The organism is Streptomyces sp. PKU-EA00015 (assembly GCF_013387495.1).
GTDB lineage: Bacteria > Actinomycetota > Actinomycetes > Streptomycetales > Streptomycetaceae > Streptomyces.
The window spans coordinates 1-352 of record NZ_JABZEE010000157.1 but is presented as its reverse complement, the minus strand read 5'-3'; the positions used below and the strand labels follow the sequence as shown (position 1 = coordinate 352).

Here is a 352-nt window from a genome sequence, read left to right as displayed (position 1 = left end):
GGTGAAGGAGAACATCACCCTGGCCGAGAAGCCCGCCGAGCCGGTGAAGTTCACCTTCACTTTGGATGCGGGCGGTTTGGAGCCGAAGGAGCGGGGCGACGGTTCGATCGCCCTGTTCGGTGAGGATCCGGCGAATCCGGTGCTGGTGATTCCGCCGGCGTTCATGACGGATGCGAAGAAGGACAAGGCGTCCCCGTACGGCACCTCGTACAGCGCGAAGGTGGCGCAGGATCTGTCCCGGCACGGGAAGCAGTGGCGGCTGACGGTCACTCCGGATGCGTCGTGGCTGGCGGCGCCGGAGCGGCAGTATCCGGTGGTGATCGACCCGACGATCACGATCGCGCCGTCGGCG

The 352-nt window shown here is 66.5% G+C and carries 1 protein-coding gene; it reads left to right on the top strand.

Going from position 1 to position 352, the window contains the following annotated elements; all coding sequences use genetic code 11:
• On the top strand, positions 1-352 hold a 352-nt coding region (locus HW130_RS37195), incomplete at both ends, for a hypothetical protein (protein ID WP_177153841.1).